This is a genomic window from Celeribacter baekdonensis, from assembly GCF_900102315.1.
Classification (GTDB): domain Bacteria; phylum Pseudomonadota; class Alphaproteobacteria; order Rhodobacterales; family Rhodobacteraceae; genus Celeribacter; species Celeribacter baekdonensis.
On sequence record NZ_FNBL01000021.1, the window covers coordinates 14,452 to 39,979 of the forward strand.

Sequence of the window (25,528 nt, forward strand, 5' to 3'; positions counted from 1 at the left end):
GTCAAGAATTACTGGGCAATTTGCGGCGTAATCCTCTGGATTTTCCGACCGCCACGCCCGGCCTGATCAGAACAAGACTTGCCCCCACCCAACGCCCCGCCTATCCTTCCTCCAACCGCCTTTGGGCCCCTATGAAAAGACCGTTCCGATGACCGATATGCCCCATTCCCTCACCCCACAGGACTGCCTCGTCGCCGTCATGATCGCGCAATCCATGTCTGACGAAAACATCCGCACGGCGGAATTGATCACGATCGAGAATATCGTCAACCACCTGCCGATCTTTGCCGATTATGATCCAGACCGGATCAAAGTGGTCTCATCAACCGTCTTCGACCTCTTCTCCGAAGAAGACGGTCTTGACGCGCTCTTCGGCCTGATCCGCGACAACCTTCCGGGCTATCTGTTTGAAACCGCTTATGCTTTGGCCTGTGATGTGGCCGCAGCCGACGGAAAGACCTACGAGGCCGAGTTGCGATTGTTGGAAGAAATCCGCTACGAACTCACCATAGACCGCTTGCATGCCGCCGCCATCGAACGCGGGGCTCGGGCACGCTATACCGTCGTACACGAAACAGAAAACGCCTGAGCTGCGTTTTTCAAATCCGCTCCACAACAGCCTAAAGCGTTCCGCCATAAACCTGTTTCACGGGTTTATGGCGGAACGCCCACACCATTGATATGTCTGGCAGCGTCACACCTTTCCCCTGTCTCAGGTGAAAGGCGTGACGCTTTAGCTCTGATACGCCGCTGCCCAGCGCGCAATCAACGCCTGTTGCAGTTTCTTTGCACCTGCATTGAAGCTCCTCGCCCCCTGCGGCACGTCCTGACCCGACAGCTTCGCGGCCTCACGCTTTGGCACATCTGCGGCAAAAATCGCAAAGGCCATCCTCTTGCCCCCCGGCGCCTCAAGATACCCGGCCAATGTGGACACAAAATCCAGCGTCCCGGTTTTGGCGACCACTGACGCCGGCGCATCCTTGATCACCTCGCCCTGCGCATTCTTCATCGGAATCGACTTCAAAAGCGGCGCAAGAGTTGCCTCAACGCCGGGCGTCGTCAGCATATGCACCATGTCAGACGCGGATATCTGTGACGCCCCACCGAGGCCGGAATGATCCACAAAAGACATATGCCGCAAGCCGAACCGTGCCTGTGCCCATTCGGTCATCGCCTGCGCGGAGGCCTGCAAAGACACCGGCTTTACCCCTCGCGCCTGTGTGGTCAAAAGCCCCAAAACCTCCGCCGTCAAATTGGTCGAATATTTCAACATACCCTTTACAATCAAACTCATAGGGGCACTCTCAAGACGGGAAATCTCGACAGCCTCAGGGATGACATTTGCCCGCTGCGCCTGTGGCAATCGCAGGCCAAGCTGTGCGGCAACCGTCTGAAACACTTCGCCCGCATAGAGCGTTGGCAAACGCACCGGCAACCAGCGCGCCCCGCCACTGCCAAGTGCGGAACGCGCCACCGTCCATTCGTCCCGCCCCTGCCCCGGCTCGTGATCAAACACCGGCTGGTCGCGCAGCGCGACGCGCATCTGGGCAATGCGCACATCAGGGGCAAATTTTGCGGCGCGCGCGTCCATTTTAAGGCTGTAATCCTCGCCCTGACGCCGCCATTCGAAATGCACCCGATTGTAATTCAGGTTCAGCCCGGTGATCGCCGGATTATAGCCCGCATATTCGGTCTGCGCCCCATCGATCTGTTCAATCCGCGGCAAGGCGCCATCATGGACCAAAAACCGTCCAGACACGCCCGAAATCCCAGCGTCGCGAAGCTGGCTCGCCAGTCGTGCCAACGCATCCGTGTCCAGGGTCGGATCGCCGCTGCCGATCAAAATCAAATCGCCCTGCACCACGCCGTTGCTGATCGGACCCGTCGCCAACACCCTTGTGGCAAACCGAAAGTCAGGTCCCAAATGTTCAAGCGCATAAAGGCTCGTCACCGTTTTCGCCACCGAAGCCGGCGGCAGTCGCAAAAGCGGGCCGCGCACCTCCAGCATCTCGCTTTGCGCCACATGCGCCACGGCAAAGGCGACCTCCCCCGACAGGCCCGCCCGCTCGACAAGCGCATCCCCCGTTGGAAGCCCCTGTTTATGGAGATCAAGCGGACGCGGTTTCGGAATCGGCGAGACCATCGTCTCTTGCCCAAACGCCGCCCCGGCCACACCGCCCAAAAGCAGCCCAAGTATCGCACGTCTGTTCAGACTCATACCCCAATCTCCCCTGATAAGCCGGAGTTAACCCTGTGGCAGAGATCCGAGCAAGACGGGAAAACATGACCAGGGTCAGGCGTTGCAAAATCGCCCGCATAAAGTCTTTGCCTGCAAGCGCTCAGACCCCGCCCCACTCGCCATTTGCGCGAATTTCGCTTGAGGACGCATCTGACATCGGGACATTGATGAAACACCAACTGGGGACACCACGTCGCCCCAAAAGCCGTGAAGCCCGCGCCGGAAGCTTTGCATAGTCAAAGGTTTGGGCCGCCACCGAATTGCGCGCCGCCCCGCGCGTGCCGGGTCGGGCGATCACCCCCACAAGTGTCGTCGCCATAATGCCTTGCCAATCTTGCCAAAGATGAAACTGGGCGAGGTTATCCGCCCCCATCAGCCAGACAAAGGTCACACCGGGATAGAGCGCCTTCACCGCATCCAGCGTGGCCGCAGTATAGCGGGTTTTGGTGTGGCTCTCGAGATCGGTGATCTCGACACGCGGGTGATCCATTATGGCACGGGCATGGGACAACCGCTTTTCCATCGCCGCCGGACCTTTTGATTTCAATGGGTTGCCGGGACTAACCAGCCACCACACCCGATCCAAGTCGAACCGTTTGAGCGCCATTTTAGTGATATGCACGTGGCCTTCATGCGCGGGATCAAACGATCCCCCGAGCAGGCCAATCACTTGGCCCGGACGAGCATATGGCAGGTCATACCGCATGACGTCCTGAATGGCGGGAAGGCAGGCGGCTGTCAATCTGTCTGGCTTGACAGCCGCAATTACATGACTAAAGTCAGGCAAAATATCAGACTAAGGTCAGCCTTTAAAATGTCCCTCAATCCCGTCTCCCGCATCCGCCGATTCAATCGCGCCGTCACCACCGAAACTGGCGCTTTGGATCATAGCTTTCTGGGGCGTGGACGCCCGCTTGGCGCCGCGCGCGTGCTCAATGCCATTGGCCCAACGGGACGATCCATCTCAGACATTCGCAATTTTTTGGGCCTCGACACCGGCTTGTTGAGCCGCCTTTTGCGCGGGCTTGAAGACGAGGGCCTGATCCATGTCTCTGAGGACAAGCACGACAAACGCCGCCGTTTCGCCGTTTTCACCCCCAAAGGTCACGCCGAATACGAGGCCTATGAAACCCTCTCCAATGACCGCGCCCAAGCCCTCATCGACCGTCATCCCAACCCAGAGGCGCTTTTGGCCGCGATGGATTTGGTTGCCTCCGCCTTGGGCCGCGACCGGATCGAAATTGCCGCAACAGACCCACAAAGCCCGCACGCGATGCACTGTTTATTGGCCTATTACGGCGAATTGGCCACCCGTTTTTCGATGGGTTTTGACCCGTCCGAAGCCGCCCCTTTGGATGCCACCGATATGCGTCCGCCACGCGGCACATTCCTGATCGCCATGTCCGACGGCCTGCCCTCCGGCTGTGTCGGCCTCAAAGGCACGGACAAAGGATATGCCGAAATCAAACGCCTCTGGGTCGCCCCCTCCGCGCGCGGGTTGGGATTGGCCAAACGCCTGATGAGCGAGGCAGAATCCCACGCGCGCGCCTTGGGCATCTCCACGCTCAGGCTCGACACCAACTCCGCCTTGCCAGAAGCCACCGCCCTCTACCACCGCACCGGCTGGACCGAAATTGACCGGTTCAACGACGATCCCTACCCGGATTTGTTCTTTGAAAAGCGGGTGTAGAGCACAGCGTTCAAGGACATTTCACGTAGGTCTCAATAACATCACGCCACGCGGCTTTTGCTGAAAAACCGTCGACCAACCCCGTGCCCGGCTTCCCCAACACGACATCCATCCCATGTTGGATCATGTAGCTGGGAATGTAGGATGGCGGCGGCGAGGCCCGAAGAGATGTACAAAATTCAATCTTCTTAGAACTCCCATCGACAAAAAACGCCGCAAGCTCATCCTGCAACATGCGCGCGTACCTCTGCCCCAACTTACTTTCCAAATTCATCGCGATCACCGTCACGGCCTGATGCGCGGTCCGGTCCTTCACGCGCTTGGTGTCGAAATATCCTCTCACCTTCAGCAAAAGGAACAGGCCTGCCATGTCCTCGCCCCGCTTCTTGCGAAAACAATCTCTGGCTCCCAAAGCAAGATCAGCAGGGCTTAGGTCAGGCCCTGCCTCAGCAAATCCAACGCATGTCATTTTATGGGTGGCGGCAAGGTTTCCCTCGGTTTCATATTGAACCACTTGTGCCTCTGCCGTGAGGCCTGTCCCAAAGACAAAAGCCGCACTCAAAATAGAAATAATATAACGCAATATGTGTCCTCCAAATCGTGCGAGCAGAATTGCCATTTCCGCCCGCCTTGTCTAGACCAGACCCCAAACCTATTCCCTCCCAAAGGAGCCCGCACAATGGCAGCCTATCAATACGTCTATTTCATGGACGGCGTGTCCAAGACCTATCCCGGCGGCAAGAAGGTGTTTGAAAACATCCGCCTGAACTTCCTTCCGGGCGTTAAAATCGGTGTGGTCGGTGTCAACGGCACCGGTAAATCGACCCTCATGCGCATCATGGCCGGTCAAGACAAAGACTTCCAAGGCGAAGCCTGGGCCGCCGAGGGCGCTAAAGTCGGCTATCTGCCGCAGGAGCCGGAACTTGACGCCTCATTGGACGTGCGCGGCAACGTGATGCTGGGCGTGGCGGAGAAAAAGGCCATTCTGGATCGCTACAACGAATTGGCGATGAATTACTCGGACGAGACCGCCGACGAGATGGCCAAGCTGCAAGATGAGATCGACGCACAGAACCTGTGGGACCTCGACAGCCAGATCGACATCTCGCTTGAGGCTCTGCGCTGCCCGCCCGATGACGCCGATGTCACGACGCTTTCAGGCGGTGAAAAACGCCGCGTTGCTTTGTGCAAACTGCTTCTTGAAGCCCCCGACATGTTGCTGCTTGACGAACCGACCAACCACTTGGACGCCGAAACCATCGCCTGGCTGCAACAGCACCTCATTGATTACAAAGGCACAATCCTGATCGTCACCCACGACCGCTATTTCCTGGATGACATCACCGGATGGATTTTGGAACTCGACCGTGGCGCGGGCATCCCCTACGAGGGCAACTATTCCGCGTGGCTTGAACAAAAGGCCAAACGCCTGTCGCAAGAGGCCCGCGAAGACAAATCCAAACAAAAGACGCTTGAGCGCGAACTGGAATGGATTCGCCAAGGCGCCAAAGCCCGCCAGGCCAAACAAAAGGCCCGGATCAACGCCTACAACGAACTCGCCGGTCAATCCGAGCGCGAAAAAGTCGGTCGCGCCCAGATCGTCATCCCCAACGGTCCGCGCCTTGGCTCCAAGGTGATCGAGGTCAACGGGTTGAAAAAACACATGGGCGACAAGCTTTTGATCGAAGACCTGTCCTTCTCCCTGCCACCCGGCGGCATCGTTGGCGTGATCGGCCCCAACGGCGCGGGTAAAACCACCCTGTTCAAAATGCTCACCGGCCAGGAACAGCCGGACGAGGGCACGGTCGAATATGGCGATACGGTCAAACTGTCCTACGTCGATCAGAACCGCGACGATTTGGACCCGAAAGCCAACGTGTTTGAAGCCATCGCCGACGGCCAAGACATCATCAAACTCGGCGACGCCGAAGTGAACGGCCGCGCCTATTGTTCGACCTTCAACTTCAAAGGCGGCGATCAACAGAAAAAGGTCGGCATCCTGTCAGGCGGCGAACGCAACCGCGTCCACCTCGCCCGCCTGCTCAAATCCGGCGGCAACGTGTTGCTGCTCGATGAGCCGACCAACGATTTGGACGTCGAGACACTGCGTGCCTTGGAGGACGCGCTCACCGACTTCGCAGGTTGCGCCGTCGTAATCTCCCACGACCGTTTCTTCCTCGACCGGATTTGCACGCATATCCTGGCGTTTGAGGGTGACGCCCATGTCGAATGGTTCGAAGGCAACTTCGAGGATTACGAAGAAGACAAGAAGCGGCGGTTGGGGGCTGAGGCGTTGGAGCCTAAGCGGATGAAGTATAAGAAGTTTAGTCGGTGATCGGGATCGAAATTGCCCCGCCAGTTCGGCGGGGCTTATTTCTTGAAAGAGGATAAAATGATTTCAAAAAGCAAAGTTGATAAAGCCGGTCGTATTCTAAGCGATAAAGACAGGAATTATGACGAGCTTTCGCTTGAACTCGATTATGTTTTTGAAGAGTTTCGCAAATCATACCTCGCACCACTGACCAAACTTACGCTTAGCCTCCAAGAGTGGTTACAAACCTATGGCCAGCAAAACTACATAGCCCAACGCCTAAAAAGAAAACCTCAGATACTCCGAAAGCTAAGGCGCTTTAGTGTACGCCTTACTCAGCTACAAGATATTGGTGGCTGCCGCATTGTAGTAGACAACAATGAGGCCGTTGATGGTCTCGTCAGCTTTCTTAGAACTAAGCTAACGGACTCCGGAGATTACACAATCGAACGAGAAACCGATTACCGTGATTGGGGGCGCGACGACTCCGGATACAGAGCATACCATATTATTTTGACCACGAGTGGAATACGGCTAGAGCTTCAGCTTAGAAGCCAACTTCAACACTACTGGTCCGAGAGCATTGAGAGGACATCCGTTATCTACGGCTCAAGGCTTAAAGAGAATGAGGGCGATAAAGAGGTATTAAAATATTTCAAGAAGTTTTCAGACGCACTGCACTTCCTTGAACAGGAGAAGAAGCTGTCTTCAGAACACGAAATTGAGCTTCAAAGATCAAGAGAACTTGCTGAAGCCATAATTGGTCAGGCATCGCCCAAAGCACTCGCAAGTTATGTGAATGAAAATATTATCAAAACCATGAGTGAGGCCGAGAAGAACTCTCAGAGCTCTTTAAATAACTGGATCCTGGTTTTTGACTGGAACGACGGCAATTTCGTTACTTGGGATCTAGTTGGTAGAGACCCCGACGAAGCAACTGAAGCATATTCAAACTACGAATCGCAATATCCAGAAGAAGATAAATACGAGGTTGTAATGATTGGCTCTTCTGAAATTTCCTCGGTCAAGCACACGCACAGCCACTACTTCGGAATCGAGCACCATAGCTCAGCTTTGGAAGACATGGAGCAATCGATCATTGGCCTTACAAGCCGAATGTCCATGGATGTAGGAGCGCGTAGGATACTATCTACATTGAAACGTCAAGGAAGATGGGGCAAAAAAGCAATCAAGATTGATACTCTGAAAAACCATTTCTGCCTTAATGTGGCGACATTCCATGAATCTCTCGAACTGCTAATGGAACGAGGGTTAGTTGTCGGATCTGACCCAGTGTCATTAAACATAAAGAAGAACAAAGAAATCTCCGAGCTTGTATGACGCTATTGCCAAACTGATCGGTGGGCACGTGAAACGCGCCCTCCCATGGGGGAGGGTCAGGCGCGTCACAGATGCTTTGCATCTGTGAATGGTCCCAATCTAAGAACCACCTGTAAACCACACCCCCAAATCCCCCCTCAAACATTCCCCTATGCAAGCGCATAGAATCCTGTCATAAAGGTCTTGCTACGTTACCTCTATCGACCCTTCTGTTCTCCTTCATCGGCTACAGTCTTCGATCGATCCCTGACTACGCCGGGTTGCCGCACTTAAGCGGGCAACATCTAAATTTAGGAGACACACGATGGCTAATGGCACCGTGAAATGGTTCAACTCTACCAAAGGTTTTGGCTTTATCGAGCCTGAAGGCGGCAAAAAAGACGTGTTCGTGCACATCTCTGCCGTCGAACGTTCTGGCCTGTCCGGTCTTGCCGATGGCGCGAAAGTGACTTTCGACATCGAAGCTGGTCGTGACGGCCGCGAAAGCGCAGTCAACATCGAAATGGCGTAAGCCCTTTTCGAACAGAATTCTAAAACGCCCGCAGATTGAATTCTGCGGGCGTTTTTCATTTTAGGCCCCGAGTAAGACCTGAGTAAATTAACGCTTCTTCACGAACTCGGTCAGGATCACGATCCGCTGACCTTCGACCCGGCCTTCGATATGCCCGGCGTTGTCTTGCACCAATGAAATCCCACGCACAGCCGTGCCGCGTTTGGCGGTAAAGCCGCCGCCTTTGACCGGAAGATCCTTGATCAACACAACCGTGTCGCCAGAGGACAGGACCGCCCCCAAACTGTCGCGGTGAATGACCTCGGGGCCGGCCGCCTTGGCCCAGTCTTCAACCTCGGGTTCAAGATAGAGCATCTCAAGCGCATCGGAGGCCCAAGCCTCTGACTTATAACGATTCAAAAGCCGCCAAGACAGCACCTTCACCGCATCGTTTTCCGACCACATCGACGTGGTCAACGCCTGCCAATGCCCCTCTGGCACCGCCTCGCCCTTGATCCCGCCCGCACAGGTCTCGCACAGATGCGCCACCTCCGTTTTGGGCGCGACGGTCACGTCCACCAATGCCGCATCCGCACCACATATTTCACATTCGGCCATACTGCCCTCCTTTTATTCCCGCGGACCCTAGGCCTCGCCCCCAGACCACGCAAGCAACAAACCGCCACCTCATCACAGCCGCGTGAAAAGACTCGTGCTGACACTGGAAACAATGCTGGGAACACCGCATAGTTGCTTTATGTAGAGGGCGAATGACCACGTCAAAGAGGAAGGCCAAGCGGTGCTTAGAGGGACTATGTTTGTGGCGGCTGCCTTGCTTTACGCAGGGACCTCGAATGCCTTTGAGGCCACGCTTGAAACCACGGCAGAGGGTGAGGTCAAAAATCGGCTGGAAAACGCCTCCGCCATTCTGGAAGCCGCCAAAAACGACGTCACAGCCCCCGAAGAAATCATCGCTGCCGTTCAGTCCGATTACCGCGCCCTGATCGGTGCGTTGTACCGCGAAGGCTATTACGGGCCCAGCATTTCAATCCGCGTGGATGGGCGCGAAGGGGCGGATATGTCCTTGATTTCATTGCCATCGACGATCAACACAGTGGTGATCAATGTCGCCCCCGGCCCAAGGTTCCGCTTTGGCAGCGCCACCGTCGCCCCGCTCGCCCCCGACACGCAATTGCCCGAAGATTTCGCATCGGGGGAGGTGGCTAAATCCGGTCTGGTCGGTGAGGCAAAAGACGTGGCCATCACGGCATGGCGACAGGCATCGCACGCCAAAGCGGCCCTGGAAGACCAACAGATCATCGCGGATCACAACAGCCAAACACTCGACGTCGCCCTCGCCATCGACCCCGGTCCATCCGTGCGCTTTGGCCGCTTGAAATTTGCAGGAGACACGCGCGTGCGCGAAGATCGCCTGTCGCGCATCGCCAACTTGCCGATGGGCTGGGCCTATGACCCTGATACGCTCGATCTGGTGACCAAACGGTTGCAAAAAACCGGCACTTTTCGCTCGATCACCTTGCGAGAGGCCGACGCTCTGAATGCCGATGGAACCCTGGACATCACCGCAACGCTAGTGGACGAAAAAAAGCGTCGCCTTGGCTTTGGTGCGGAACTGTCATCGCTCGAAGGCGGCACGATTTCGGCCTACTGGATGCATCGCAACCTCACCAAAAACGCCGACAGATTGCGCTTTGACGCCGAAATCGGCGGTCTCGGCGGCACCACAGGCGTGGATTACACCCTTGGCGCAACCTACCGCCGCCCCGCCACGATTACCCGCAAAACCACCCTTGTTCTGGGCGCTGAAATTGAACATTTGGACGAGCCGGATTTCCTTTCGGATCGCGGCGAATTCACCATCAGCGCCGATGTGGAAACGTCTAAAAACTCAACCTTTTCCTTTGGCCTCGGCTACCGCTATTCCGAGGTCGAGGACTCGCTTGGATCGCGCTCTTTTTCGCATGTGATTTTCCCGATCAACGGCAGCCGCGATGGGCGGGACAATGCGTTAAACCCGAAATCCGGCACCTATTTCAACGCCGACATCCTGCCCTTTGTCGGCGTGAGCGGATCGGCCTCCGGCGTGCGGGTTATGGCCGATGGGCGCGGTTATCTCTCTTTTGGGGACGAGGATCGGTTCACCTTGGCCGGGCGGCTGCAACTGGGGTCGATCTCGGGCGCGGATTATGCCGAAGTGCCGCCCGATTTACTGTTTTACTCCGGCGGCGGCGGCACCGTACGCGGGCAACCGTACCAATCCCTCGACGTCGATTTGGGCGGCGGCAATGCCACAGGTGGCTCAAGTTTCCTTGGCCTCTCAACCGAATTGCGCGCCTTGGTCACGGGCAAAATTTCCGTCGTGGGCTTTTATGACCTCGGGGGCATCGGCACATCGGCTTTGCCGGGCGACGCCGCAGAATGGCATTCGGGCGCAGGCCTTGGGTTGCGCTATGACACTGGCTTTGGCCCGATCCGCCTTGACCTTGCCGGACCTGTGACGGGCGACACGGGTGACGGCATCCAAATCTACATCGGCATAGGGCAAGCGTTTTGAACAAATTTCTTCCGGTCATGACCGCCATCTGCATCCCACTGACGCTGATGGCGCAGGACAGCACCGACACGGCACAAACGGACACGGCACAAACGGACACGGCGCAAACCGCCCGAGACCGCTCTGTGATTGTTGGCTTTTTGGAAGACAACCTGTCGGGTGCGGGCCGTGACATTCGCATCGAAGGCTTCAAAGGCCTGTTGTCTTCAAACGCCACGCTCGACGAGTTGACCATCGCAGACGACACCGGCGTGTGGTTCACCCTGCGAGATGTCGAACTGGACTGGAGCCGGGCCGCCCTTTTCTCCGGTCGTGTTGAAATCAACCGCATTACGGCGGGCGAAATCCTGTTTGACCGCCTGCCCGTGACGGAGGCCACGACCGCGCTCCCCGCACCCGAGGCCACACCGTTTTCCTTGCCGGACTTGCCCGTGTCGATCGACATCGGTGCGATTGAGGCCAAGCGTGTCCACCTTGGAGCCCCGGTGTTGAAACTGGGCAAAGCGGTGGATCTGAGCCTCTCTGGCAGCGCCAATTTGGCCGGAGGATCGGGTGCTGCGATGCTGGGCATTCAACGCCTGGATGCGGCGGAGGGGGCCTTTGCGGTCGATGTGTCCTTTGATGGACCGACCGAGGTGTTAGACCTCGATCTGTCCCTGACGGAAGGCACGGGCGGACTGATCGCCACCCTCGCCAATCTGCCCGGCGCGCCCGCACTGTCGCTGACGGCCAAGGGCGCGGGTCCGTTGGATGATTTCACCGCCAATATCGCCTTGGCAACACAGGGAAAAGATCGCCTCACCGGCACAGTGGCCCTCAAAGCCAAGGTCGATCCAGATGCCCCCAATGCCCCCACCCCACGCGCGTTTACGACCGATCTCTCGGGCGACCTCACCCCGCTGTTCAGCGCCGAATACGCGCGGTTCTTTGGCCCGTCTTCAACCCTGCAAGCCCGCGGCCTGTCCTACCCTGCGGGCGGGTTTGAGCTTGAACAATTCACCCTCTCGACCCAAACGGTGTCGATGGTTGGGGCGGCCAACATCGGGGCTGATGGCCTGCCACAATCCTTCGCCCTCTCCGGGTCGCTCAAAAGCCTCGACGGCCGCCCGACGCTGTTGCCCTTCGGCTCGGCGCGCAGTCAGGTCAACAAAGCCCTGATCATTGCCAATTACGATGCCGCCACAGATGACAGTTGGACCGCGCTGATTGATGTGGACGGCTATACGCAGGACGGGCTGCGCCTTGGCAAAGCGGCGATCAATGCGGGTGGCACCATCGCGCGACTGACGGGTGACAATGGCCTGACCACATTGGGCGCGGTGAGTGCCAAGATTGAGGCCACCGTCACCGATTTCGCCTCTGATGACCCGGCGATGCAAGACGCCATTGGCGCAAACCCCAGCCTGCTGACCCAACTGACATGGCAAGAGGGGCAGGACATCCTTTTTGAGACTTTCGAGCTCAAAACCGATGCGACCACCGTTGCGGTCCAAGGTCGGCTGGCCGGGTTTGACGCAGGGCTTGAATTCACCGGCGACATGCGCCTCGACACCCCGCGTCTGGCACGATTTGCCCGCCTGTCCGGCCTTGATCTCGCAGGAGCTGTTCAGGCCACAGGTTCGGGCAGCTACGCGCCACTGAGTGGGATGTTCGACCTGACCGCCGAAGCCAAAGGCACCAATCTGCGCTTTGGCATCGCGCAACTGGACGCGCTGACCAATGGCGCCAGCACGGTGAGCCTCTCTGCCAAACGCGACGAAACCGGCCTGACCCTGCGTGCGGCCGATTTGTCCACCGGGGCCGTGACCGCCTCCGCCAAAGGCACGTTGTCCTCTGAGGCGGGGGCGCTGACGCTCTCCGCCCGTCTCGATGACGTCGCGCGCCTTGGTGTTGGCCTCTCCGGTCCGCTGACCCTTGCCGCCGATGTCTCCCGCGCAAGCGTCACAGCGCCGTGGCAAACCGAAGCCAATATGACCGGCCCCGGCGGCTCGACCGCGCGGGTCACTGGCACCCTCGCCCAAGATGCGAGCCAAGCCAACCTTGCGCTGACCGGCTCCGCCCCTTTGGGCCTGTCCAACCGTTTCACCACCGCCGCACTGACCCAAGGCAACGCTGGCTTTGACCTTGCGCTCAACGGCCCGCTCGCCCTCTCGTCCCTGTCCGGTCAAGTTCAAGTCACCCCCGGCGCACGAGTGGTGGTCTCCGACGCGGGGCTGGCACTGACAGTGGAACGTGGCACCGTCACGCTTTCGGGCGAGCGCGCTCAGATTGACGTGGCAACCAATGCCGATACTGGCGGTAGCATTTCCGCCTCTGGTCAAATTGGCCTCACCGGCGCAGTTCCCGCCGATATGACGATGATTTTCAATGGCCTAACCTTGGTGGACCCGGCGCTTTACAGCACCTCTTTGAATGGCAGTTTGGCCATCACCGGCCCGCTGTCCGGGGGCGCTGCGATTGCGGGCAATCTCACATTGGGCCGCACCGACATCACCGTGTCGGCCTCGGGCCTTGGCGGCAGCGGCGACATCCCTGAGATCACCCACACCGGTCAAACCAACGCCGTTCAGACCACCCGCAAGCGCGCCGGACTGGTGAGCACCGATGCGAATGGTGGCCCAAGCGCCTCCTATGGCCTCAATGTCACCATCGCCGCGCCCAACCAGATTTTCATTCGCGGTCGGGGTTTGGATGCCGAACTCGGCGGGCAACTGCGCCTGCGCGGCACGACCCAAGATGTGATCCCGGTGGGGCAATTCTCGCTGATCCGGGGGCGGCTGTCGCTTTTGGGCAAACGCATTGTGATGAAAGAGGGCACTTTGACCTTGCAGGGCGAATTGGACCCTGTGGTGCGGCTTGTGGCGGAAACGCAGACCCCTGATCTGAACGTGCAATTGGTCACCGAAGGACCGCTGAGTGCGCTCGCCTTGACTCTCAGTTCCTCCCCCACCTTGCCGCAAGAAGAAATCCTCTCTCAATTGTTGTTCGGTCGCGGTCTGAGCCAAATTTCCGCTCTGCAAGCCGCGCAAATGGCCTCGGCTGTGGCCACATTGACCGGCGGCGGTGGCGGGCTTGTCGGTTCGATCCGCAACAGTTTTGGCCTCGACGATCTTGACCTGCAAACCTCAGAAGAGGGCGGCAGTTCGTTGAAACTTGGCAAATATATTTCGGATAAAATCTACACGGATGTGACCATCGACAGTGATGGGAAATCGGTGATCAACCTGAACCTTGACGCCACCGACAAAGTGACCGTCAAAGGGTCCGTGGCCTCGACCGGCGATACCGGCATTGGGGTGTATTTTGAAAAGGATTATTGAACCGCCATTGTGCCAAAATCGGGGCTGCTCCCCCCTCTTTCGACCCGCAAGAGCGTCTTTTGATCTTGGTCCCCTCGCATCCGGGTTGGATCCATGGGATCAAGCTGCAATTGGCGACGCAAAACAAGTTCCCGTGGCGTAAAAGAGCGCACGAAATTCGAAACCCGAAATCGAATCATCAACAACATACTGTTTTAAATTTATAAATTTTTACAGATTCAGATTTAACCACAAGCACAGACGTTTGAAGCATAACCGCGCAGCATTGGCGGGGATACTTCAAACCCCGAACCCGAGCGGTCACCAATACCGAAGACCATCACCGCCCCATCCATCTGGCCAACCGAAACCTGTTCCGGCTCCGCGAGGCCAAGATCACAGCGGCTTCCACAGTGGCTGCAATTCCTTGCGTTGAGAGGTTGAGATCACTCAGAGACGGGGCGGTCAGTTCCGAGTTCGCGCTCAGATTGCGGAGCCAGTCGGGCGGTGCATTTGGCTCTTCCGGGTCGGTCGTGAGAATCCGGTCTGCCGGAATGCCTTCTGCTTCAAGCCGCGCAACGACGGCCTCCCGGTCTTCCGCGCTTCGTAGTTCAGAGATCACGCCATAGCGATTTTCGGGCATTGGGGACCTTTCGGGGTTTCTGGGAGTGAAGTGTGCCGTTACGACCCGGCAGAGTTGGTGCAGAACCGACACTACATCTTGTGTTTTAGAATTTTCTTGACACTGAGGTGCATGTTTATGCTCCAAATATGCACTCTTATGGTCCAGTGATGTCAGTGGAGCAAAAGAGTGCACGAAACTCAGAAACTGAAATCGAATCAATCATAAGCCTCTGTTTTAAAATAAAAATTCAACCAACAATTTAGTTCGGACCCATAAACATGCACGTTTGGAGCATAAACGCGCAGCATGCACTGGGTCACCCAAACTCCAAAAACCATACGCTGCCGCCCCGAAAACAAAAAGGCCCGCGTAAATGCACGGACCAATTTGGCTCAAAAAGCTTATGTTTCTCAGGCTGATCTACCGAAATACCCCCACCTAATATTTTGCGAAACCAGCTGAACCTTCTCGTCAGCTCGAAACCATTTCAGCCTCCTCTCCCTTTCTTCTCACTCCATAGATCGAAAATCTTGCTCGCCTTGAACAACGGCTCAAAATCCTCGACCGAAAACGGTGAATACCCCGTCGGCAAGGAAGTTCGGTCAGTAAACGCACGGCAGAAATGACGGGTATCCAACCGAACCTCCCTACTGCGGCTTGCTTCCACCAGCGCGTCAATCAGCAGCTCAATTACCAGCCCCCAGCGATAGGAACAGGCGCAGGAAAGACGTCGATAGAAATCCATCGAACTGAGCGGTGTGAAATCGAACCCGGCGGTGTCGGCATAGGCAAAACAGAGCCGGTTGAGTTCCTGAACATCCTCGTCTCGCGTCAGAGAGATTTCGCGGAACGGCACGGGCCGGAGCAGATAGGCCAGTTGCTCTTCGCTGTTGATGTGACCAGCAAGTTCGTCAACGCCCGACAGGATCAGCATCAGCGGCCAGTCGGGCTTTTTGAGGAGCGATTTGAAACTGTCGAGGATCATCGCCCGCCCTTCGGCGCTTTTCTTCGGAAAAATGTGCTGACACTCGTCATAATGAATGCCGTGCACACCCTGTTCACGCGCGTGGAAGCCAACCATATCCCAGATTTCGCGCTGCGTCATACGGCCCGATGTTGGCAAGCCAAATCCCTCTCGCAGGGTGTGAACGCCAAGGTCCTTCCATGACATGGTTCCTTTCAGCATGACGCTGACGATACGCGCGGGGCGCCCATCTGGCATGACGGTTGATCCATCGTTGAGCATTTCAAGTTGGTGCCGGATTTCTCCGGTTTTGCCGATCCGCGATGGTCCCGTCACCATCAGGCCGCGCGCCTCAAAGGTCTGGCCCGCAGAGGCTTTGGCCCAATAGTCAGTAATCATCCACGAGATCCCCGCGCGCAGATCGTTTGCACGCGGGAAGTCATAATGCAGGGCTTTGAGGGCTGCGATTTTCGAGGCCACGGCTGTATCTAGGAAACTCATTTCAGCTTCCCCGCTTGTTCCGGGCGACCGAACACGGCGCGCCCGTCCTGAGTGCCGGACGTCAGATCACCCTCAATCGGCGGCTCGAACCCATCGCCGATGTCAAATGCAAAGGGATCACACTCCAGATCAGCGAGTGTGCCGGGCGCAACCGTGCCCACAGTGATTTTCGGTTCTGACGACTGCATCCCGGTCGTGAGCACGGCGGCTTTCTTTTCGGCCTCCGCCCGCGTCATGTAACTCCGGGCAAGGCCGTTCTCGATGGCCTTGCTCTTCAGATAATCGAACCTTTCCTGGCGCAAGCGCGCCAGGCGAACACGCGTGTCCTTCAGATTGGCCGGATCGTTCCTGCGCAGTTCCTCGTAGTGCGCCAGAACCTCAGGAATGGTCATATCGCGCATTTCTGTCCAGCTCAGATCCACGCAAATTGGGGCCGGATGCCCCTCGACAATAACAGTGACTTCATTCACGCAATCAGGGTCACAAAACACGGCAACTTTGCGCTTGGTGCTATCCCGGAATTTTTGAAGCTCGGGGGAGTTATACGGCAGGCCGAAGACTTTCACGCCTTCGTCAGTGATCATGGCTTCCTTGCGCCACCCAAGATGCAGCCGCCGATCCTGCGGAGACGGAACCGCGATGGCCCAGCCTTCCTCTGCAAGCTGGGTCGCGACGTGGATCGGTGAGCGCCCGAACACCGTTGTCCCATAATGATTTTGGTATGGGTATTCGTCGATCAGATAGCGCGTGATCAGGCGAAACAGGTCCTCGCGGAAAATCACTGCATTCTTCTTGGCATCGTAGCCTTTGAGATGGCCCGCCGTGCGCCCCGTGTAGCCATGAAGCAGATTGATCAGCTGGCTTTCCATTGTGTTCCACATCCGCTCGACGAAGGGCGTATCGCCAGAGTGATACGCTCTGACATCGACCACCTGAGCCCCCGCTCCTAAAAGCGCCGTCTTCACGGCCCCATTGCGCAGGCCGGAGCCATTGTCATTTGGGACACAAGCCAACCCGACCGCAGGCATTGGATCGCAATCGCAGCCACACATGATTTTCTCGCGCTCTTTGCTGCGGGTCGCCATCCGCAGCGCATCCAAAGTGGCCTCATGGTTCGGGGCGTCGGTCAGCGTCCAGCCGAGCGGCATGCGCGTCGCAACGTCCAGCACGAGCACCAGCCATAACCGTGACGTCACATAGTCCTCGATCTCTTCGAGCGCCTCTTTGTCCTCCGCGCTCAGCGCCTCCCAAAATCCGGTTTTTCTCACTGGGGTGAGCACAGATAATTTGCACTCATCAGTTTCAACGTCTTCGCCAATCATGAGAGCGCGGGCATCGGTGCTACCTCGTGTGCGCGCGTTTGTTGCCGCACGCTCACCATCTCGCGCAATGGCGAGCGCCGTCGCGTTGATCATGTCGACATGGTTAGAAACCGTCTTGTGTGTGACGCAATTCAGCTCACTCTGTTCGCGCACAGCGCGCCGTTCATTTTCCGAGGTTATGAGCGTGTCCAGACGACTTAGGGCCAAAGAGACCTGCGGCTTTTTCAGATCGAGATGCACCTCATCAATCGCCTGATCAATCAGTTCCCGGACACGCCAATGGATACGTGGGGTGCGATTGCCTTTCAGCCAGTTTTGATCGGCCAGCGCCATTTCATCAAAGCCCGCATCGACATAGCGCGTCCAATAGTCTCGCAAGATACGCCCGGAGGGCATGATCGCACACTCTCGCGTACTCCCGCCGCGTGGTGTGATCCAGATCGGTCGATCCGGATAATGCGGCTGCGCGAAATCACGGATCTTTCTGCGGTTCTTCAATTTGGCGAGAGCGGGTCCCGTGATCTTCAGCCCCTCTGCGGCAAGCGCTTCGACACCTACCATTAATGCTTTGCGCAGTTTGACCGTATCACGCCCCTTCGCGTTCAACTGATCCCGGTGGAAAAGCCCACCCGCCTGGATGCGTGCGGACGCGCGACTTCCGCGCACATTATGGTATGAGCGCGACGCGTCACTTCGGCTTGAACGGTCCAGAAATTGACCCGCCGTCCACGTCTCAGACCGCCCCGTCGCAATGTCTTCCGCACGGTATCTTCCACCTTTTTGCGGGTAGAGAAAAAAGGACCTGCCGCCGGTCATCAACTGGGTACCAGCGGGCACATGATAATTCAGACGCACACTCATTTTGCAGCACTCCAGATACGGGATTGAGCCCCGATCACAGCGTTCATATTGGCCTTGAGTGCGCCCCGCGCGATGAGGCGGAGGCAGGATTTCATGATCGTCCCATTTGGCAAGTCCACGACATTGAACAAATCAGACACGCGCCAGAGCGTTTTGAGATCGTAAGCCGCTGCTTCCACAAGCGCATCTGCGCTTGGGTCGGGTTCAAAACAGGCAAAATGATGCATACGGCGCAGATTGTCGCGGCGCGCGCGATTGTAACCATCGGCATCGATGACAATGAACTTATGCGCCTCGGCCCGTGGCGCAGCTTGACGGATTGCCGTGATCTCAGCGATGGTCTGCGGCTTCAACAGGCTGGTCGCATTCCTCACGAAGCCAAAGCACATGAGCCCATTGGGAAGCGTGAACCTAAAATCAATCGTATGCCAGTGCATCCCTCCATCCGGATGTTCGTAAGGAAAACGCACGGGCTGGAATTCCACGTCGTAGAAACGCCCGGATGAGAGCGCTTCATGCGCGACAGCGGCCTCAGCCAAGCTCTCTGCCGCGCCGACTTTTGGGACAAAATTATTCGCGGCTGTTCTGTAGGTCAGTGCAACTGACTGGCTCGTGCTGCTGGTGGTCAATGGATTGCGCACGCCGGAGAAAGGAAGGACCCCCGGAATGTCTCCGATGGTGATCTTACCTGCCGTCCGGGTTTTGGGCAGGTTGTAGGCCCAGCTGTCGTGCTCGATGATTTCGATTTTGTCGGTCATTACTTTTACTCGTTGTTTGGGCCTCTGGGCCCTGTTCATCTAGGGGATCAAAACACGCCGTCAGTGAGGCGCGGGTGCATCTCGTCAGCGGCCAAAAGGCGCGCAAGCGCATGGCCTCCGGGTCGGTAGGCAAGCCGCTCAATCTCAACGCGCTTGAAGAACTTTCCGGCTGTCTCACCGAGTGGAAGCGGCTCGACGCCCTGCTGTGCAAGCATACCTTGAAGAGCCTCAAAATCGGCGCGCCGCGTTCCGCTCAGAGCGCGCAACAAGATGTAGTCGCGTTCAAAAGCCTCCAAATCCGCGAGCGAAATCAGACGCCGTTTGCGGTTGGACAGTCGCGCATCCTGCAACTGCGAGCCGATAAAACCGTCATTTGCGAGAGCATGGATCGAAGCCACATTACAGCCCAACAACTTCGCAGCCTGAGCCGCCGTCACCTGCCCGTCGGGGAGCTGATCCAGTTGGTCCCGGACCTCTGATAGCGACACGCAGAAATCGGGCAGTCGAAACGGTTCTTTGAGCTTTGAGACGAGCCGGAGATTGCCTGATAGCGCTTGCACCAAAATCCAATAAATTGTGCAGTGGCATTGACGCGAAGCGCCCGCCAGCGGCAGATCATCATCGCCAAGGTCCGGCCTCACTTCGGTTACAGCTTGCAGACGCGAGACAAAGCTCAAGATTTGATCCCGGTGAAGCATCGGCAAACTGCCCTCGCCCGCCGGGAAATGCAGGGGCATCATCCCGCTCTCGATGAGGCGTTCCATCGTATAACGGTCGCAGCCAAGCACCTCCCGTGCGATCTTGAGAGAGGTGAGCTTTTCCGCCTCAGAAATGGCCGCATCCATCACCGTAGCAGACACAAGCATCGCCCGGTCACTCAACCCGTTCTTCATCTCCGACGTGAGCTCTCCACTGCGTTTGAGCTGACGCGTAAGCGTGGAAATCGGAATGCCTGATCGCTTTGAGGCCACCCCCACGGTGAGAACACGCGGTGCCCCGCAGGTTTCGCCCAAGAGCGACGCGCCTTCAGCGACATAGAAACGATCCAAAACGTACTCACGCATGTGGTACCGCAACACATCGAAATCCGGATCGTTTCGCCGTGCCCGCAGTTCCACGATCACCGGGCCAAAGATTTTCGAATAATCAGGCTTTTGGGATTGGGGCGCCGACGTCCGGATGGTATCGAGCGCATTCCAAATGGCCTCCGGCCCGTGTTTCGCAACAGCATACCCCGCCGCACCGGCTTTGATCAGATCGGGAGCGGTAAGTAGATGCGGACGCGCTTTTGACCCGAATTGCAGCAGGGTTCCGAGTGCTTCGCAAAACGAAGAGACAACGTGAAACTTGAACTCGTCGAGCCAAGCCTGTTTGCGCCCCAGCCTGATCCGATCTGCAAGGTAGACTTCAAAGCCAAGGTCTTCATCTGTCACCTTGGTGATTTCGCCCGGCGCCCAACCTTTGATATGCTGCGCAAAGTCATGTGCTGATTTGCTATTGCCCGAGACCTCCAATGGGACAAGTACCACCTTATGTTTTAGGCAACTGTGCAGGTTTGAGACCTGCCAGACGCCCTTTTGAAAAGCGCCGTTGCGCGCATCATCCGCGCGGCCTTCGAGCACGCAAGCGGGACAGACCTGTCCGCCTGAACGCGTGAACGCCGTGGCTTTGATCCGCTCTGCCCCAAGCCGGAACCAACCTTGCTGATTGAGGCAAGGCGTATTGAAACGTAATGTCTCGAACTCAATGCCGGTGAGCTCCGCAATATGCGCCACTTCGGCATCAAAACCGTTACAGAGGTTCAAAACATGGATACGTTGGTCGCTGCACAGGGCTTGCAGCGATGCATAGCCGTTGTTTTGGGCAGCACGACTGGCCCGCGACGTGGCCGTTTCGCCATCCGCCAATCTCGTCGCAATCGGCAGGGGTGGTCGACACCCGCGCACGACCGCATCCCGCCCGCCTCGCGCCGGGGATTTCCTGATATTTTCCATTATTGATGAGCAGTCATGTCAAACGCGCGCAAGCGCTGCGCCGCATCCGACATCTGCAGTCCCTTCATTCCGTTTCAGACAGGCCTTCCGGCAGCGCAGACGCCGTCGAAAGGTTGACAATTCGTTGGATGTGGGAGATGAATAGGGAAATCGGCGCTAATCGATTTCACGAGGCCTTGGGTTCGTAACACCCAAGGCTTCAACTTATTCAGGCCACATGCATGGAGGCACTCACTCTATCGTCACGATAGGGGATTGCTTTCGATGCTTTTGGATGATTAATATCTTACGTCTCTAGATCATTTTGATCTCCGTACCTGTCGGCGAATAAAGTTTCGACGGGGGTCGACAAAGCCGTCGCAAGCGCGTGCTCGACGCGCCTTGAGCGCGACGTGCCCAAGCTGACTTCGGAGACAGAACTAGGCTTGATCCCCAATTCTGCCGCGACGTTAGAAAAGTTCGTTCCGGCGATGCGCAAAGCACACTTGATTTGCTCATGGCGAACCCTATCTACGCGCATTTTCAGCCTCCTTCCCACCCTTCTTTATAGGTGGAGAGAATCACTGATATTGCGAATCGGGTCAAGCATAAAAATGGAATACCAAGTAACTGATTTTAAATTGAAAATGAGTTTCAACGCAATACTCAGTTTGACCCCCAAAACGGAGTTTTAAAGTGAAAATCAGTCTCATTTCATAACTCAGTTTGCCCTCAAAACTGAGTTTTGAAATAAGGCCAAAAAAACGACTATAAAACTGATAGTTCGCTAGATTTCGCTTCGAGACAAAATGACGAAGACCAAATCCTCTCGGGTTAAAACGAGAGAAACTCTGCTTACATCCGATTACAAATGAGTGCCGTAATGGTCGCCAAGTTTGGTGTTTGCATGACAGTTCCTCCGATCCACCACGCCCTCCCACATCGACAACCCGACGCTGACAGCGCATCATATCACGAAATATCACGAAATGCTGCGATGCATCCGAGGTCGGCTTCGAGCCCATTTTGTCGGATGCTGCGTCGTGCATGAATGTCTGGCTCCAATGCAAGCAGGATGCGTTGCTCTCCGCAAAAAAGTTGCGAACGGTGGTCTTGGGCTTTCTTTACCAATTGTGAATAGAACATTTCCGGCACGCTTTCGGAGATTCCATGCAACACAGTTTCAGCCACTTCCTAAGGCACGGCGGTGACGGCCAGTACGAGATCGTGCAGCGACACGGTCATCTGATTGGCCGCCGCGTAGGATTGTCGCTCAAGTCGACATTTCCTAACTACACAGCTCTACGGGCCGATTTCAGCGAACGCCTCGACCAGGTGATTTCCGAAAACACTCGGATGCTCCTGAACGCGCTGACCCCGCCTGACACAGTGCCAACTGTCTCCGAAGCTGAGTTGCGGGATGTGTCAGACGCAAAGTCAGAAGCGCTCGACGCCTGGGACGCGCGCCTTGAGATTATATTCGGCGAATACCAAAACCATCCGCAACGGTTGCGGCCACTGCGAACAGTCATGGAAGAACGTCTCGTTCGGGCTTTTGCGGGATTGATAAATCAGCTACGGCAGGAAAACTTGGGGATTCAGCAATACATCTGGCGCTCGCGAGATGATGCCAAGGTGCGTGACAGCCATGCGGCCTATGACGACCGCGTACTCCACTGGAACAATCCACCGGAGGGCGGGCATCCCGGCGAGGCACACAATTGCAGGTGCTACGCCGAGCCTGTGTTGCCGGGCGTTCAGAGCAATGTGGTGCTTGCTGACTTTGCACCCACGGCAGATGGTGTCCCTGCTCTCGATCTGACGGAGGCGATGCGTGGCTTGCGCGCTCTGACGGGCTTTGGCGCGGCGCTTCTTGCGTCTGATGCGCTGCAAAACTGGACGCAAGCCATGCGTGATCGGCGCGTGGACGACGCTGGCGCGCGACTGGGGGTCGATGTAACAACTGTCGAAGGTCGCTTGGCGGCGACAGCCTATGCCCTCGTGCAGGAAGGGATCAGCAGCGGCGGGTATCCGGTCCTGCCCAAGAACCCCGAATTTGCACGAATAGGGGCCGAAGCGGCAGCGCTTTATGAGTTGCTGAATCCCGGCACCATTCTTGAAACGGGCGTTGGCGGTGATCCCGCGAAACAGCGCGCTTTGCAGGATTTCATCGCAGCCGCCGGGGCAGCGTTCGCGCGTGGGGAACTGCGGCTTCAGGATGGGGAACTAGCGCAAGGCTGGGTCGAAGTCTTTCCTGAGCTTACGGAGGATGAACGCCGCTTGGGGCAACTGCCGGGCTTCACTCCGGAACGGGTCGAGCAATGGCTTGAAACCTATCCGATTGAAGAGCTTGGCCTGCCGAACCACACCGGATCGCCAATTCCTGATGATCCGACCGACAACATTGTCTCAACGCCGATCCCGGAAGAGGCGGGGCCGAATATTGTCGAAGCCCGACCTGGGACCACAACGACACCTGACGGCAACAGAATTCTGCCCCATGGTGGCAAAGGGGACGGGCAAGAATACATCGCCGGCAAAGGTCACACAGTTGAGCAGATCGACGATATCATTGTCAACCCGAACCCTGAGCAGAGCGGCTTTATCGAAGGTCGTGGTGTCCGTAGGGGGCAGGATGTTAAGCTATTGACGGGGCCGGACGGCCACTGGGTCAAAATAGATGAAGAGGGAAATGTCTTGGCTACAAGCAATCGAAACCTACCATTGCGAGACAACGAAAACGAGCCCGGCACGATCATTAGGCCTCTGGAGTGAAGATGAACAAACGGTTTGAACAGCTTATCCTGCAATCCGAAACCGGATGTGGCACAGAATGGCTTTCTGAGGCTGAGCTGCTGGAATTTAATGAATATCTGGCTGAACGCGGCTACGGCATTTCTCGAATGGAAGTGAAACGCGCAGAAGGAGGAACCCAGCCGCCAAACTTTGGCTACGAGGTTTCACCGCAACCATTTCGCGGCGATGATGAGCATTGGATGCATCATTTTGATCCCGCACGTTCCGCTGCTTACGTTCGCAGGCAGGTTCAGTACGCCAAAGAAGACGGGGCACTGTTCGACTACAAGGTCTGGGCAGAGCAACCCTGACGATTGGGCGATCCGTAGCCAAGGTTGTTAAAAGCCGCAGAGTGGGCGTGCCAGCTCGCGGCAGACGCCTTGGCCGCGTTGGACGCATACCTTCTTACCGCGGTGGATGGCGAACTGGCGCAGGGCTGGGTCGAGGTTTTCCCGGAACTTACGGAAGACGAGCGCCGCTTGGGGCAACTGCCGGGCTTCACTCCGGAACGGGTCGAGCAATGGCTTGAAACCTATCCGATTGAAGAGCTTGGCCTGCCGAACCACACCGGATCGCCAATTCCTGATGATCCGACCGACAACATTGTCTCAACGCCGATCCCGGAAGAGGCGGGGCCGAATATTGTCGAAGCCCGACCTGGGACCACAACGACACCTGACGGCAACAGAATTCTGCCCCATGGTGGCAAAAGGGGACGGGCGAGAATATATTGGCCACAAAGGCCACACAGTTGAGCAGATCGACGATATCATTGCCAATCCGCGTCCCGACTTGAGCGGCTTTGTCGAAGGGCGTGGCAGATACAAAGGGCAGGATATGACCCTGTTGACAGGTCAAGATGGCCATTGGGTTCTTTTGGACCCCGATGGTAACGTCATTGCTGTAAGCAACCGCAATGTCCCGCTCGGCGACAATGAAAACACCCCGAGAGACATCATTCGACCACTGGAGTGATCATGAACGAACGATTTGAAACTCTTATTGCACAGGCTGAGACGGGCGGTGGAACGGATTGGATATCCGAGGCCGAGCTTCTGGAATTCAATGAATATCTTGCTGAACGCGGCTATGGTATTTCCCGCATGGAGGTGGCCCGAGCTGGGGCTGAGGGCCGGCAGTCTCCAATGGACGTTACCTACGGCATCTTGCCTGCCCCAATCGGCGACGACCCCGAACACTGGCTCAATCATTTCGATCCCCAACGTTCCGCCGCATATGTTCGCGAAACTGTTCAGTTCGCCAAGGAAGACGGCGCCCTGTTCGACTGCAAGGTTTGGGCTGAACAGCCTTAAATCACCGAGAAGCTTGGTCAAAAAAACCATACGTTTCTGCCCTGCCAACCCTGAGCCGCCATTGGTGCGACCGCAGCGAAATGAGGCTTTGTCCCGCGTTGCGACCATTCACGGCCAGCGCGGCGGATGAGTGCTTTCAGTTCGCTTGAGTACCGCAGAGACAAATTCTCTGACCAAAAAAGGCAGAACTATCTGGTACTTTTCAGAGGCTGGTCCACAAGCGTATCGAGGGCCGAGGCTTCATCTCGCCGAATGTGCGGAACCGTATGATCAGTCCGAGAAAGGCGCAGTTTGACGCCCCGCGGTGGCCTCTGATATTTCTGGAACGAAGCAAACCATCGAAGGGGATCGGATTTGACCAAACCAAAGAATGATACACCCACCGGAAGTGCCGGCCCCAGCGAGCAGACCTCTTCATTCGAAGAACGCATAAGGGCAATACAATGAAAAGTGAAAGAAATCGGGACAGG

Annotated in this window: 22 protein-coding genes; 12 read left to right on the top strand and 10 right to left on the bottom strand. The window is 56.8% G+C overall.

Annotation, left to right across the window (positions count from 1 at the left end):
• The first annotated feature begins 148 nt into the window (after window positions 1-148).
• Entirely contained in the window at window positions 149-589 is a 441-nt protein-coding gene (locus BLT54_RS20890) for a tellurite resistance TerB family protein (protein WP_074647378.1), read from the top strand.
• A gap of 144 nt (window positions 590-733) precedes the next feature.
• Here BLT54_RS20890 and dacB read toward each other — a convergent pair whose 3' ends face one another.
• Window positions 734-2,218, bottom strand: coding sequence for a D-alanyl-D-alanine carboxypeptidase/D-alanyl-D-alanine endopeptidase (gene dacB, locus BLT54_RS20895; RefSeq protein ID WP_074647379.1), 1,485 nt, complete (start codon window positions 2,216-2,218; stop codon window positions 734-736).
• A 121-nt stretch (window positions 2,219-2,339) separates the two neighbouring features.
• Window positions 2,340-2,945, bottom strand: coding sequence for a nicotinate-nucleotide adenylyltransferase (locus BLT54_RS20900; RefSeq protein WP_074647380.1), 606 nt, complete (start codon window positions 2,943-2,945; stop codon window positions 2,340-2,342).
• Window positions 2,946-3,053: 108 nt separating this feature from the next.
• Between BLT54_RS20900 and BLT54_RS20905 the strand changes: the two genes are divergently transcribed.
• A complete protein-coding gene (locus BLT54_RS20905) occupies window positions 3,054-3,929 on the top strand; it encodes a helix-turn-helix domain-containing GNAT family N-acetyltransferase (RefSeq protein ID WP_074647381.1) in 876 nt (291 codons plus the stop codon).
• A 10-nt stretch (window positions 3,930-3,939) separates the two neighbouring features.
• Here BLT54_RS20905 and BLT54_RS20910 read toward each other — a convergent pair whose 3' ends face one another.
• A complete protein-coding gene (locus BLT54_RS20910) occupies window positions 3,940-4,548 on the bottom strand; it encodes a hypothetical protein (protein ID WP_074647382.1) in 609 nt (202 codons plus the stop codon).
• Window positions 4,549-4,608: 60 nt separating this feature from the next.
• Between BLT54_RS20910 and ettA the strand changes: the two genes are divergently transcribed.
• The 3 genes from ettA (at window position 4,609) to BLT54_RS20925 (ending at window position 8,092) form a co-directional block, all read left to right on the top strand.
• Window positions 4,609-6,264, top strand: a complete 1,656-nt coding sequence (gene ettA / locus BLT54_RS20915) for an energy-dependent translational throttle protein EttA (protein WP_074647383.1) — start codon at window positions 4,609-4,611, stop codon at window positions 6,262-6,264.
• Between the two features lie 12 nt (window positions 6,265-6,276).
• Window positions 6,277-7,581, top strand: coding sequence for a RelA/SpoT domain-containing protein (locus BLT54_RS20920; protein ID WP_245708088.1), 1,305 nt, complete (start codon window positions 6,277-6,279; stop codon window positions 7,579-7,581).
• Window positions 7,582-7,885: 304 nt separating this feature from the next.
• The gene (locus BLT54_RS20925) at window positions 7,886-8,092 is read left to right on the top strand and encodes a cold-shock protein (RefSeq protein WP_009573514.1); all 207 of its coding nucleotides are present in this window, start codon (window positions 7,886-7,888) and stop codon (window positions 8,090-8,092) included.
• 87 nt (window positions 8,093-8,179) lie between these two features.
• Here BLT54_RS20925 and BLT54_RS20930 read toward each other — a convergent pair whose 3' ends face one another.
• Complete coding sequence (locus BLT54_RS20930) at window positions 8,180-8,689, bottom strand: PhnA domain-containing protein (protein ID WP_074647385.1); 510 nt, start codon at window positions 8,687-8,689, stop codon at window positions 8,180-8,182.
• Between the two features lie 202 nt (window positions 8,690-8,891).
• Here BLT54_RS20930 and BLT54_RS20935 point away from each other — a divergent pair, with 202 nt between their 5' ends.
• Both BLT54_RS20935 and BLT54_RS20940 read left to right on the top strand, forming a co-directional pair.
• Window positions 8,892-10,646 (top strand): autotransporter assembly complex protein TamA, encoded by a 1,755-nt coding sequence (locus BLT54_RS20935; protein ID WP_176832943.1) that lies wholly within the window; start codon window positions 8,892-8,894, stop codon window positions 10,644-10,646.
• Window positions 10,643-13,966 (top strand): translocation/assembly module TamB domain-containing protein, encoded by a 3,324-nt coding sequence (locus BLT54_RS20940; RefSeq protein ID WP_074647387.1) that lies wholly within the window; start codon window positions 10,643-10,645, stop codon window positions 13,964-13,966. The genes BLT54_RS20935 and BLT54_RS20940 overlap by 4 nt, the downstream gene beginning before the upstream one ends.
• A gap of 319 nt (window positions 13,967-14,285) precedes the next feature.
• On the opposite strand, the gene BLT54_RS20945 is transcribed toward BLT54_RS20940, so the two are convergent.
• The 6 genes from BLT54_RS20945 to BLT54_RS23175 form a co-directional block, all read right to left on the bottom strand.
• Window positions 14,286-14,588, bottom strand: a complete 303-nt coding sequence (locus BLT54_RS20945; RefSeq protein ID WP_074647388.1) for a hypothetical protein — start codon at window positions 14,586-14,588, stop codon at window positions 14,286-14,288.
• Between the two features lie 469 nt (window positions 14,589-15,057).
• Window positions 15,058-16,035, bottom strand: a complete 978-nt coding sequence (locus BLT54_RS20950) for an ATP-binding protein (protein WP_074647389.1) — start codon at window positions 16,033-16,035, stop codon at window positions 15,058-15,060.
• A complete protein-coding gene (locus tag BLT54_RS20955; RefSeq protein WP_074647390.1) occupies window positions 16,032-18,218 on the bottom strand; it encodes a Mu transposase C-terminal domain-containing protein in 2,187 nt (728 codons plus the stop codon). The genes BLT54_RS20950 and BLT54_RS20955 overlap by 4 nt, the downstream gene beginning before the upstream one ends.
• Entirely contained in the window at window positions 18,215-18,976 is a 762-nt protein-coding gene (locus tag BLT54_RS20960) for a hypothetical protein (protein WP_074647391.1), read from the bottom strand. The genes BLT54_RS20955 and BLT54_RS20960 overlap by 4 nt, the downstream gene beginning before the upstream one ends.
• Window positions 18,977-19,023: 47 nt before the next feature.
• Window positions 19,024-20,970 carry a TniQ family protein gene (locus BLT54_RS20965; protein ID WP_074647392.1) on the bottom strand — a complete coding sequence of 649 codons (1,947 nt, stop codon included), beginning with the start codon at window positions 20,968-20,970 and terminating at the stop codon, window positions 19,024-19,026.
• A gap of 286 nt (window positions 20,971-21,256) precedes the next feature.
• Entirely contained in the window at window positions 21,257-21,490 is a 234-nt protein-coding gene (locus BLT54_RS23175; protein ID WP_074647393.1) for a helix-turn-helix domain-containing protein, read from the bottom strand.
• Between the two features lie 629 nt (window positions 21,491-22,119).
• On the opposite strand from BLT54_RS23175, the gene BLT54_RS22060 reads away from it, so the two are divergent.
• The 5 genes from BLT54_RS22060 (at window position 22,120) to BLT54_RS21000 (ending at window position 25,058) form a co-directional block, all read left to right on the top strand.
• A complete protein-coding gene (locus BLT54_RS22060; RefSeq protein ID WP_083351934.1) occupies window positions 22,120-23,724 on the top strand; it encodes a phage minor head protein in 1,605 nt (534 codons plus the stop codon).
• 2 nt (window positions 23,725-23,726) lie between these two features.
• The gene (locus BLT54_RS20985; RefSeq protein ID WP_074647394.1) at window positions 23,727-24,056 is read left to right on the top strand and encodes a hypothetical protein; all 330 of its coding nucleotides are present in this window, start codon (window positions 23,727-23,729) and stop codon (window positions 24,054-24,056) included.
• Window positions 24,057-24,080: 24 nt separating this feature from the next.
• Window positions 24,081-24,500, top strand: a complete 420-nt coding sequence (locus BLT54_RS22415; RefSeq protein WP_143026913.1) for a hypothetical protein — start codon at window positions 24,081-24,083, stop codon at window positions 24,498-24,500.
• 82 nt (window positions 24,501-24,582) lie between these two features.
• Window positions 24,583-24,720 (top strand): hypothetical protein, encoded by a 138-nt coding sequence (locus BLT54_RS22705; RefSeq protein WP_176832945.1) that lies wholly within the window; start codon window positions 24,583-24,585, stop codon window positions 24,718-24,720.
• A 2-nt stretch (window positions 24,721-24,722) separates the two neighbouring features.
• Window positions 24,723-25,058 (top strand): hypothetical protein, encoded by a 336-nt coding sequence (locus BLT54_RS21000; RefSeq protein WP_074647397.1) that lies wholly within the window; start codon window positions 24,723-24,725, stop codon window positions 25,056-25,058.
• Window positions 25,059-25,528 lie beyond the last annotated feature (470 nt).